The sequence below is a fragment of the Streptomyces sp. HUAS MS02 genome (assembly GCF_055702265.1).
Genome location: NZ_CM146747.1, coordinates 8,626,304 through 8,638,392, shown reverse-complemented (window position 1 = coordinate 8,638,392; position 12,089 = coordinate 8,626,304). Strand labels below are relative to the sequence as shown.

At 68.8% G+C, this 12,089-nt stretch carries 6 protein-coding genes and 1 pseudogene; 5 read left to right on the top strand and 2 right to left on the bottom strand.

The window, feature by feature from the left end; translation table 11 throughout:
- Positions 1–3: 3 nt before the first annotated feature.
- The gene (locus tag ACZ9QC_RS37265; protein ID WP_472917119.1) at positions 4–1,149 is read right to left on the bottom strand and encodes a sugar ABC transporter substrate-binding protein; all 1,146 of its coding nucleotides are present in this window, start codon (positions 1,147–1,149) and stop codon (positions 4–6) included.
- 740 nt (positions 1,150–1,889) lie between these two features.
- On the bottom strand, positions 1,890–5,231 hold the full coding sequence (locus tag ACZ9QC_RS37260) for a S8 family peptidase (RefSeq protein ID WP_472917118.1): 3,342 nt from the start codon (positions 5,229–5,231) through the stop codon (positions 1,890–1,892).
- Positions 5,232–5,592: 361 nt separating this feature from the next.
- Here ACZ9QC_RS37260 and ACZ9QC_RS37255 point away from each other — a divergent pair, with 361 nt between their 5' ends.
- The 5 genes and pseudogenes from ACZ9QC_RS37255 to ACZ9QC_RS37235 all read left to right on the top strand — a co-directional run.
- A complete protein-coding gene (locus tag ACZ9QC_RS37255; protein ID WP_472917117.1) occupies positions 5,593–6,273 on the top strand; it encodes a response regulator transcription factor in 681 nt (226 codons plus the stop codon).
- 25 nt (positions 6,274–6,298) lie between these two features.
- Positions 6,299–7,810, top strand: coding sequence for a sensor histidine kinase (locus tag ACZ9QC_RS37250; RefSeq protein WP_472917116.1), 1,512 nt, complete (start codon positions 6,299–6,301; stop codon positions 7,808–7,810).
- Positions 7,811–8,882: 1,072 nt separating this feature from the next.
- The gene (locus tag ACZ9QC_RS37245) at positions 8,883–10,652 is read left to right on the top strand and encodes a protein-arginine deiminase domain-containing protein (RefSeq protein WP_472917115.1); all 1,770 of its coding nucleotides are present in this window, start codon (positions 8,883–8,885) and stop codon (positions 10,650–10,652) included.
- 30 nt (positions 10,653–10,682) lie between these two features.
- On the top strand, positions 10,683–11,573 hold the full coding sequence (locus tag ACZ9QC_RS37240) for a nuclear transport factor 2 family protein (RefSeq protein ID WP_472917114.1): 891 nt from the start codon (positions 10,683–10,685) through the stop codon (positions 11,571–11,573).
- 3 nt (positions 11,574–11,576) lie between these two features.
- Positions 11,577–12,024 (top strand): annotated as a pseudogene (locus ACZ9QC_RS37235) (transposase family protein); the annotation flags it as partial.
- Positions 12,025–12,089 lie beyond the last annotated feature (65 nt).

The window sequence follows — 12,089 nt, the reverse complement described above, 5'->3', positions numbered from 1 at the left end:
CCTTCAGCTCAGGCCCCAGAGCTTGCGGTACTGCGACTTGTAGTCGACACCGCCCTGGTAGTCCCCGGAGGCGGGCAGGTTCTTGTCCTTGTCGACCATCTGGAAGCCGTCACCCTGGACCTGCGGCTTCTCTCCGTTCAGGATGCGGATGGCGGTGTCGACGGAACCGTAGGAGCCCCACTGCGAGGCGTAGCCCATCGCGCCGAAGGCGAAACCGCTGTCACGGATGAGGTCCATCGTCGACGCGTCACCGAAACCGCTGGAGACGTTCAGCTCGGCGGCCCGCCCGGAGGACTGGACGGCCTGGGACAGGCCGGCCTGCATCCATCCGCCGACCGGGACGGAGACCGCGTTCACCGACGGGTTCTTCAGCAGGGCGCTGGAGAACTTCTGCGCCATCGTGTTGGTCACCACATCGTTGTTGGACAGGTCGAGCTTCTGCACGATCTTGCAGTCGGCGCAGGTCTTGAGCTCCGCCTCGAAGCCCGCGGTGATCCAGGGGCCCCAGATCGGGTCGGTGAAGTTCAACAGGAGGACCTGGGCCTTGGCGCCGGTCTTGCCGATCAGCCAGTCGGCCTGGAGCTTTCCGTTCAGCTTCCAGTACTGCTCGACCGTCGTGTCGGGCAGTTCGAGCCGCTCGCTCGCCATGAGCTTCTTGCCGCCGGCGGCGTCGCAGTCCGAGCCTCCACCACCGATGATCTTCGTGCCTGCCTTGACCGCTTCCTGCATCGGCGCCTGGACCGCAACGCAGTCGATGCCCACGGGGACGACGACGTCCGCCTTCGCGCTCGCGGCCTGCCGGATGCAGTTGCCCCATCCGGTCGGGTTGAGCTGCCCGTCACACATCTTCACCTTCCAGCCGACGGCCTTGGCCGCCTCCTGCACGCCGGCGACGGGCGTCGAACACGACGGCACCTGCTGCCCGCAGGACACGACCCACAGGCTCACACCGGCCCGGGGCTTGGTGGGGACGGTGGGCGGTGTCCCGGTCACCCCCTTGTACGCGGCGGCCAGCGCCTTCGTCGCCTGGTCGTTCTTCGGTCCGCTCGACGAACTCTCGGCGGTCGGGGTGGTGGAGCAGGCGCTCAGCAGCGCCATCACCAGCACGGCGAAGGCGGCGAGGACGCCCAGCCCTCTGTTTCTCACCATGTACGCTCCTGATCAACTCAGTCGTTCGTGGCCGGAAACCCAGCGGTGACCCGAGTGAAACAGCGCGATGAACGTCTCGGAACTCGGTGGTCCTCATGACAGCGATCGCTGCTGCCTATGGTTACGGCGGGGTAGTTCTTGCCGGATGTGTGGCTTGATCTATGTCTTTCGGCGACGGGGGCGGAAGCTGACCGGCGCGAAGAACGGCGCCGGTACGGCCGCCGACGCAAAGCGCTGTCGATCGTGGGCGGGATGTTGGCAGGTGCGAACCGCATCGATGACCAGGAAGCCCCGTTGCCGCAGTCTTTCGCGCTCGCGTGTGCCCGGGTGATGGGGCACTTCACCCAGATACGGCCATGAGATGGCGGCGCGTCCAGCCCGGAGGGAACTGGCGCGCCGCCGACGTGAAGCATTTGGAAGGGGAATCCGCTGCGAACGAGTTCGCACCCAGTTCTCAAGCTGGCGCGATGCCTATCTGATGTCTCCCGCCAGGCTCCTGTGAGGATCGTCAGGACGCGTTGTGGACGCAAGGATAGGAACAGACTGACAAGGATCAGTCGATGCTGACACCGCACACTGCGGATGACCTGCGAAAACGCCATGGATCGGCGTTGATCGGCAAGGACCGCCAAGGTCCTCGAAGGACTCATGCACGGATGGCCCGCCGGAAGCTCTGCTTCCGGCGGGCCATCCGTGCATGAGTGCGTTGAGCGAACCTATCGGTGATCCACCGGATCAGGTCACTTCCCGTAGTACGCGTTGTAGATCGAGATCGTCGACTTGTTGCCTTTCTTGTCGGCGATCTTGGCGTGGAACGAGATCCCCTTGCCCTTGGCCGGGTTCGTGACCGCGATCTTGCCGTTCTTGACGGTGAGCTTCTTCCAGGTCTGGCCGTAGTCGTACGACACGTACACCGACAGGGACTTCAGGTTCGAGCCCGCTGCCGAGCCCTGGACGGTCACCGGGACGGAGACCTTCTTGTTGGCCGGAGCCCTGCTGTCCAGGCCGACGGCCGCGTCGAAGTGGATCGAGGACGCGGGCAGCTTGGCCAGGTCGGCCTTCTTGGAGCGGAAGGTCCAGCTGGCGTCGACGCGGGTGGAGGCCGCGGCGACCTTGGCGCTGCGCTTGACCGAGGTGGTCAGTTTGTACGCGGCGTCACCGGCCGGGACCTTGAAGATGCCCGCCCCTTCCAGTGGGTCGCTGTTCGAGCCGACCTTGGCGCCGTTGCGGTAGAGGGTCGTGGTGACCGACGAGTAGCGCGAGGAACCGGAGTGGGTCTTGCCGTCGGTGAACAGTGGCAGGGAGCCGTAGATGCCGTTGCCCTCGCGGTAGATACCGAGGCTTGAGCCGACGCGCGGGCCGAAGACCGCCGTGTTGAAGGTCTTCTCGTAGCTCTTGCCGGCCTTGAGGGTCTGCGGGGTGCCAAGCTTGTAGACGGCCTCGACGATCGGGGAGCCGGACTCGTCGACCCCGCCGTGCTGCTCGAAGTCGAGTTTCCACTTCGCCCCGCCCGCGGTGGACAGGCGCAGCGTGCGCGTGCCGGGCAGCTTCTGCTGGACCCCGGGCGCAAAGGTGCTTGTACTGCCGGGCAGCTCGCCCCAGGCGTAGATCACGCCCTTCTTGCCGCTCGACGAGGCGCCCAGACCGGTCTTCACCGTGGCCAGTTCACTCGCCTTGTAGTGCTTGGTGTACCCGGTGGCGAGCTGCTTGACCTTGCCGCCGGCGAGGGTGTCGTACTCCTCGGCGGGCTTGGTCCAGTGACCGCCCCACTGCTGGTACAGGGTGCCGTCGGTGACCTGCGGGCCGACGTGCGCGGTACGGAAGTTGGCATAGGAGTCCAGCCACCAGCCGTACGAGCGGCTGCCGTCCGGCACGCCGACGGTGTACAACGGCGTAGCGACCTCCGACTTCGCCGCCGCGTCGGGCACGGTGATGTCCACCGGCTTGGCGGTCCGCGCGTCCACCGTGATCGTGGCCTTCTCGGTGATGCTCAGCTTCGGCTGCGCCACCCAGTCGAGGCCCTTGGCGAAGTCGTCCGGGTCGACGGAGACGGACGAGTTGAGGATGTAACCGCCCTTGGGAACACGGACCTCGACGGTGCCGGACTCGTCGTAGGGCGCGTACCACTTGCCCTGTGCCGGTCCGGAGACACCGTCCAGGCTGGTGCCGTAGTACTTCGCCGGATTACCGTCACGGCCAAGGAACTTCAGCGTGATGTCGTACGACTCCACCTCGCGGTGCACCGCCGCCGCCGTGCGTACGCTCTGGCCGCCGCCGGTGGCGGTCACATACGCGGAGTAGGCGCCGTCGACCGTGCCGCCCAGCTTGGTGTCGACCGTGAGGTCGACGGAGGCCGAGCCGCCCGCCGGGACGGTCAGCGTCTTCGCGCCGAGCGTGAAGAAGCCGGCCGGTGCGGTCTGCCCCTTCGGGTCGGTGCCCGCCACCGCGAGGGTCAGCGTGACGTCGGTCGTCCCGAGGTTCTTGTACGTGACCTTCTCGGTAACCGGCGTGTCGTCGGTGTGCGGCCACTGCTGGAGGCCGAAGCTCACCGACGACGGGTCGGCGACCACGGTCTGCTTGATGGCCCTGTCGACCTGGATCCGGCCCGAACCCTGCTGGAACGGCGTGTAGGCGCCGCCCTTGGCGGAGCCGGTCAGCGCGCCCTTGAGCTGGGTGTACGTCCAGTCGGGGTGCTGCTGCTTCAGGATCGCCGCGGCGCCCGCGACATGCGGGGTGGCCATCGACGTACCCGAGATGCTCACGTAGCCGGGCGGCTTCTCGCCGACCTCCTGGGCTATGACGCTGCCCGGGGCCGAGGCTGCCGTGATGTCCACGCCGGGGGCGGTCACGTCGGGCTTGATCTGTCCATCGAGGCCGGGGCCCATGCTGGACAACCCAGCCAGCTTGTCCTCGTCGTCGACGGCGCCCACGGTGAGCGCGGCCTCCGCGCTGCCCGGGGAGCCGATCGTCTGCTCGGCCCCGTCGTTGCCCGCGGCGATCGTGAAGAGGGTGCCCGTCTCCTTGGACAACTTGTTGACGTGGGCCTCAAGCGGATCGATGTCGGGAGTGTCCACGTCGCCCAGGCTGAGGTTCACGACGTCGGCGCCCTGCTCGACCGCCCAGTCCATACCGGCGATGATGCCGGAGTCGTCGCCGTAGCCGTCGTCGCCGAGCACCTTGCCGCTGAGCAGCTTGGCTCCGGGCGCGACGCCCTTGTACTTGCCCGCAGACCCCGCGGGAGACGCAGCGCCCGTACCGGCCGCGATGGACGCCACGTGCGTGCCGTGGCCGTGCCTGTCGATCGCGTCGGCGGCGGTGGAGAAGTTCTTCTCGGCGACGACCTGACCCTTGAGATCGGCGTGGGTCCCGTCGACACCGGTGTCGAGGACGGCGATCTTGACGCCCTTGCCGTCGTACCCCGCGGCCCACGCCTCGCCGGCGCCGATCCGCGGGACGGACTTGTCGAGGCTGGCCTTTCGGACCCCGTCGAGCCACACGTGGGCGACACCGGAGGCGGTCCTCGCGCCGTCGGACCCCGCGTCGGTGACCGCGGCCCACAGGTCGGGCGCGTCATCCTTGGGCGTCAGCACCGCGTCCGCGTTCAGCGACTTGAGAGTCCTGCGGACCTCGGTGTCACCCGCGTCACGGACGTCCGCCTTCGCCGCAGCGGCCGCGCCGCGGTAGCCGACGATCAGCTTGAGTCCCTGCTTCTGCGCCTTGCGGTTGGCCGACTTGTTGAGCTCGGTGACGTCGAAGAGCCGCTGGTCGAGCTTGCCGGTGGCGATCAGCCGCGCGGCGTCGGCCGGCACGACGAGGGTGTGTCCTTCGGCCTTGCGGATCTGGACGGGTATCCCCTCACGGCCCTTGGCCCGCTCCAGGCCGATGACACGGCCCTCGGCGTCGACCACGACGCGGTCGCCGGTGATCAGGGTGATGCGGTGCCTGGGCGCGGTCTGCACGGCCGAGGCGCCGGCCGGTTCATTGGCTGCACGCTCGGCCTCCGCCGACGCCGGGCCGGTCATGCCCGCCGCCAGGGCCACGGCTGCCGCCGTGGCGATCGTGGCCGCGCATGCTCTTTTCACTTTTCTGCGCAAGTCTCCCCCTGGAGGCTGCCTGATAACTTGTCGTCTTCCGGGTGTGATCGCTGGTTTTCTGCTGGTCAGGCGTGAATTTGCCGCCGCCCGCTTCGCCATTGACGCGGTGTTCCTCATGTCGGCTCGTAAGGACGAGGGTTCGCTTTCGCCCGCCCGCTCGGACATCCCCTTCGCGGGGAAGCCGTCCAGGCCGCGGCGGGGGCACGTTCAGCGACGGACACGTGTGGCAAGGCCTTTCAGCAGTAGCGAAGACACTCCGCCAGCGTGCCGGGACCTCGTTGACCGGATGCTGATCCAACCTGACCGGCCGATCAGGAAGGCGGCCCGACGCTGTGCAAGGCTGCACCGCATGCGCATCCTGGTGGTCGAAGACGAGGTGGACCTGGCCCACACCCTGCACACCGGTCTGACCGCTGAGGGTTACAGCGTCGACCTCGCCCACGACGGGCGGCAGGGTCTGTGGATGGCCCGGACCGGTGAATACGCCCTGGTCGTACTGGACTTGATGCTGCCCGGACTCAACGGCTACAAGGTCTGCGCCCAACTGCGCCGAGAGGGCAACGCGACCCCCATCCTGGTCCTCACCGCCAAGGACGGGGACTGGGATCAGGCAGAGGCCCTGGACACAGGGGCCGACGACTACCTGGCCAAACCCTTCTCCTACATGGTGCTCGTCGCACGGCTGCGGGCCCTGGTCAGACGAGCCGCCGCGGTCGCACCACCCGTCCTTGCCGTGGGCGACCTCTCGCTGGACGTCGCCGGCCGGGTCTGCCGCCGGGCCGGGACCCGGGTGGAACTCACACCCCGGGAGTTCGCGGTGCTGGAGGTGCTGGCCCGCCGGGCGGGCCAGGCGGTCTCCAAAACGGATCTGCTGTATCACGCGTGGCCCGACGAAGCCTGGGATCCCAACCTGGTGGAGGCGCGTGTCAGCGCACTGCGCAAGAAGGTCGACGCCGCCTTCCACCGGCAGTCCCTGCAGACCGTGCGGGGTACCGGCTACCGATTGGTGGACGACCGTGAACGCGACTGAGCCGCGACGCCGCTGGTGGCCAACCGTGGATGCGACCGGGCCGCTACGCCGCTGGTGGCCGCGTTCGGTACGAGCCCGCACGGCCCTGGCCGCGGCCTCGGCCGCCGCCGTCATCCTGGCCGGCATCGGCTGGTGGGTACACCACGACGTCTACCGCAAGAGCGCAGGGATCGCCCAAGGGCAGACTCAGAAACAGTTCTTGGCTCTCGTCGATCAGCTGGAGAAGGGTGCGGTTCCCGCTCGCCGAAGCACCGTGCCGTATGAGATCGTCGCGACCGGCCGACGCGCCGCCGTCGCCTACGGCGGAGGCATGGAGGAGTTCGATCCCGGCACCCGCCATGTGCTGCCCGCCCCACCGAAGGCCGAGTTGCCCGCCCCACCGGACGAGGGGCCGAACTGGGACTCTACGACCCGTCCCGTGCGCCTGCCGGCGCGCCCCGACTCCGCACCCGGGGACCGGTTCGGCAAGGACGGCGGAACCTACCAGGTCATGTACGACGATGTCAGGGCCGATGAACTGAGCAGCGACAAAGTCGCCGCTCTGGGTGTCGCCGCCGACGCCCAGCTGCGGGTCTATGTGGTGGTGCTCCCGCACGCAGCCGAGGACATCGCCGGGACCATCACCGAGGCCACCGACCGCCTGCTGCTGCGGGCCGGGCTCGTCAGCCTCGTACTGATCGCCGCCGTCGCCTACTTCGCCGTCCGTATCGCGCTGCGGCCGGTCGAGGCCATCCGCGTCCTCACCGCCTCGGTCACCGCGAACGACCCCCGCGAACGCGTCACCGTCCCCGATACGGGGGACGAGATCGCCGCCCTGGCCACCACCATCAACACCACCCTCCAACGCCTCGACGACGCCGCCGCCCAGCAGCGCCGCTTCGTCGCGGACGCCGCCCACGAACTACGCAGCCCCCTCACCACACTGCTGGCCAGCCTGGAAGTCGCGCTCGCCTACCCGGAACGCACCGACTGGCCCGCCGCGGCCACCACCGCCGCACGGCAGACCCGCCGCCTCCAGGCCCTCGCCGAGGACCTGCTGCTCCTCGCCCGCCTCGACACCCGCACCCCCGCAGCCGGCCCCGACACCGTCGACCTGACAGCCCTCGCCTCCCGGCTGACCGAGCAATACCCCCTCACCGAACGGCCGCTGACCCTCACCTTCGACAGCACCGCCCCCGCACACGTACACGGAAACCCCGACGAATACGAACGACTGCTGCGCAACCTCATCGACAACGCCGCCCGCCACGCCACACACCGCATCCAGATCACCGTCCGGAACCAGGACGGCCGGGTCGACCTCACGGTGCACGACGACGGACCGGGCGTGCCCGCCGAAGACGCCGACCGCATCTTCGAACGCTTCGTCCGGCTCGACGACGCCCGTTCCCGCGATCACGGCGGCACCGGCCTGGGCCTCGCCATCGCCCGCGACCTGGCCCACCGCCACCAAGGCACCCTCACCCTCATCCCCCGAACCCTCGGAGCATGCTTCCAACTACGCCTCCCCCAAGCCCTCACCCCAGCCGAGGAATAGCGCTTCCTGTTCCCGGCTGCGTTCCGCGTGCTCGGCGCGGGCCCGGACGGCCTCCGGATGCACCGCGCGTAGCCGGCCGGCGGTGCCGAGGGAGGTGGGCAGCAGCCGCCAGGCGGCCGGGCCGATCAGTTTGAGGATCAGTGGTTCGTGGGCGGGGCCTCCGACCGGCGCCGTGGGCAGGAGTGCGCCACTCGCTGGCCGTGCGCACCGACCGCAAGACGGCCGACGCCTTCACTTTCACCGGCATAGCGGTGGTCCCGAGTCCGAGCATGGTGTCGGCGATGCTGGACACGCCCGCCCCTGGCACCGTCGTGGCACCGGTAGCCCCGAGCCGGTCGTCGTCAGCAGACCAGCGCATTTGCCTCCGGCCCTGGCGGTGGGACGGATCGGCACCGGAATCGAATGGGACGGTGTACCGGTCGCTCGGCGCGCCGTACAGGCGCTGTGTGTCCGTCTGGCCGCTGCGCGCCCCGCGACGTGCTCCGGCCGGACGCCCCAAACCCGTCGGCCGGCTCGACGAAGACGCCGCCGGGCGGCCTTCTGGAGGTCCCCCTCTCGCTGCTCTGGCGGCGTGCTGGTGCGCCCGGCAGACGGTGGAGTCGACGTTCACGTCCCAGGTGATCAGGCCCTTCGCATCGGCCTCGGCCTGCAGCTGGGTGAGGGTCCTTGCCCCGGCGCCGTCCCGCTGCCGGCGCTGGAACAGGCCGTAATCCCGGTCCCGCGGCCCGTGACGTTCGGGCACGTCCCGCCCAGGGGGCACCGGTCAGGGCCCGCCACCGTATGCCGTCTATCAGCTGCCGCCGCGTCCACACCGGCGGGCGACCCGGCTTGACGGGCCGTCCCTCGGGAACGGCGTGTGATCGACCGCCCGGGCCCATGCACGGCACCAGCCCACTCGGCGATCCGGCGGCCCACCAGGGTCGGAGCCCGGTGGGCCGTTCACGAACTGCAACTTTCGGATGACCGGAGCCCGGCCTGTCGGCGGGGGTGGCCCCGCGGGTCGGCGGAGTGAATGCCTCATGCGGTCGAGATGGGATGACGGTGCAAGTCACCACCGATGAGGAGTGCGTCGATGAACAAAGTGAGCGCCACGGCCGCGTCATCGTTGGCGATCGCCCTGGCGGTCGTCTCCAGCACTGTACCGGCGGCCACGGCTGCCGGTACGGGGGCTGTACGGGCGGACATGCGTGCCGACGTGAACCGTGACGGCGCTGTCGATGTCACCGGGGATTCCGATGTCGCCGGGAAGACGACGTGGAACAGTGAGCGGGGCGCGATCTTCCTGCCCAGCCTCGGTGACGCACAGCGGCGTTGCCGGACGAGGACCCAGGATGGCCGCTGGCTGTCCAACGCCCGGCTCCAGGCCTGCAACGACGCCGAGGGGACTGTCGTACGGGCGCCCGAGTACCTGGCGCCGCTGCGCACGGTCCCGGTCGCCGACGTCTCGGACTCCGCCACGGGCCGCCTCCAGCTGGTCGGCTCCGGCAAGTCCAAGGTCCGGCTGTTCCTCAAGCGCGGCGACACCTGGACCTACGTCACGGCCGGTACCCGCATCACCGCCGCCGACTTGCGCGCCGGGCTCCAACTCGGCCTGGACGGGCGGGACGTCATACGGGAGGACTGGGACGGCCGGATCACCGTCCGCTACACCGTCACCGACGGCGACCGCACCTCCACCGACGAGGTGATGCTGCGCGCCGCCCCGGTCCTGACGCAGCACCACCTCCAGCGCACCGAGCAGGCGCTGATCGTGGACGGCGACCGCGACGACCCCAACCAGCGGAAATTCGCGCGGGAGTTCGCCAAGGAGGTACGCAAGGCCGGTATCACCAAGCCGACGTACAAGTTCAAGGACGGCTCGGACATCTGGGCGCAGGACTTCATCGAACCCGGCTATGTCAGCATGCCCGGCCCCGGCGGCAAGCCGCGCATCCTGCGCATGATGATCCGCTCCGCGCAGATGGACCGCGACGCCGGCAAGCAGGTCTTCGAGCTGCGCGGCCCCGGTGTCGGCGCCGTGCAGATCAACAAGGGGCTGTACGACGGCCAGATCAACTCCACGGGCAACCTGGAGACCATCCCGCCGTACACCCACAACGGCAAGTCCTACCCGGCGGGCCGGATCATCACCGGCCGGCACGGCTCGCGGCTGCCCGCGCACACGGCCTTCCTCAGGGCCCAGGAAGCGCAGGACCCGCTGGTGCTCGACACCGGATGGCTCGGCGTCGGTCACGTGGACGAGTTCGTGCAGTTCCTGCCCGCCGACACCCCGCGCGGCTGGAAGATCGGCATCGCCGATCCGGAGGGCGGGCTCGCCATGCTGCGCAAGGCACAGAAGGGCGGGCACGGGCACACCAAGGTGTTCTCCATCCCCCGCTCCTACGCGCAGGGCCGCGTCCCCACCATCGACCATGCCCTGTCCGACCGGCAGTTGCTCAAGGACAACGCCTTCGCGGCCCGGAAGATCAAGGACAACCTGGCGCTGCTGAAGCGCGAGACCGGCGTCACGGACGCCGAGATCGTGAAGATCCCGGCGATGTTCGAGAGTGGCTTCGGTGGCTTCCCCGGAGCGCAGGACCGTCCGGTCATCGCCAATCATCCCGGTGCCGTCAACGGCGTCGTGCTGACCCCCACCACGTATCTCGCCCCCAAGCAGTGGGGCCCGGTAGTCGGCGGCAAGGACATCCTCGCCGAGGCGGTGACCAACGCGTACGCCAAGGTCGGCATGCGGGTGCGCTACATGGACGACTGGCGTACCCACCACGTCTCCGCCGGCGAGGTGCACTGCGGCACCAACACGATCCGTGCCGCCGGCACCGCCTGGTGGAGCTCCCCCAAGTAGGGCCGGACTGACCGTACACAGGAGACTTGAGTGAGATACCGGAAGACCCTGCCCTGGCTCGCTGCGGTGGCCTGCTTCGCGACCGCCTGCAGCAGCACGTCCGGCACCGACTCGGCCACCCCGGCGACGTCGTCCGCCGCGGCCCGCTCGGCGTCGGCCTCCGAGGAGCGGAACATGGAGCTCGTTGTGCGCCTGTACTCGGAGGCGTTCAACAAGGACAAGACAGATGTGGTGAAGGAGCTCGTCGCCGCCGACTACGTGCAGCACGACAAGGGGGTGCCCGGCGGGGCCGACGGGCAGGTCAAGCAGTTCAAGGACGTCAAGGCGAAGATCCCCGGTGCGGTGGCGACCGTCAAGCATGTGGCGGCCGACGGTGACCTGGTGGCTGTGCACTGGCACGCGTCGGCCACCCCGAAGAACGAGGCGACCGGCCAGGCCAAGGCCGACCTGTTCCGGGTCGACAAAGGCAAGCTGGTGGAGCACTGGGGCATCACGCAGACCGTGCCGAAGAAGACGGCCAGCGGGAACTCGCTGTTCAGCGACGTGTACCGGTACCCGGACGGGGAACCGATCCTGTCCGAGGAGCAGGAGGAGAAGAACCGGAAGTTCGCGGTCGACGCCTACCGCAAACTCTCCGACGGTGACGCGACCGTGATCGACAGGAGCTGGGATGCTCGGTACTACCAGCACAACCCGATCGCCCCGAACGGAACGGCTCCGCTGAAGCGGTTCTTCCAGCAGAACACACAGGACGTTCCCTCGCCCAGCAGCACCGGAGGCGGCGGGACCTCGTTCGGCAACACCCTCGCCGACGGGGACCTGGTGTGGGTCTTCAGCTCCGACTACGTCGTCGTGGACCTCTTCCGCGTGGTCGACGGAAAGATCATCGAGCACTGGGACGTCGTAGCCGACGGGCAGTAGCCACGGGAGGCCGAGCCGTCGGCCTGCGTGATCGACGCGCAGAGCGTGAAAACCCCCACCAGCGTGCTCGCCTCCGGCCAGGGCATCGACCCCGGAAAGAAGATCGTGGGCAGGAAACGGAGCATCGTCACCGACACGACGGGCCTTCGCCTTGCCGTGCTGGTCTGTCGATGGCGGCTACCACCAGAACCTCGTCGAGCACGCCGCTGACCCCGGCATCGACATGGAAATCGCTCAACGCAAGCCCGGGACCAGGGGGTTCACCCCGATCCCGAAGCGGTGGGTGGTCGAGCGGACCTACGGCTGGCTCATGCTCCACCGCCGCCTGGCCCGCGGCTACGAAACCCGGCCCGCCCACTCCGAAGCCATGATCCATATCGCTATGGCAGACCTCATGGCCCGCACAAGCGGCAGATTCCGGGATGAAACCTCGGGCGAAGACGACCTCTAACAGTCGTCTCAGGTTCGCTCGGTAGGAATCAGGCATCCAGACAAGCGATGCAACCCGTATGTAGG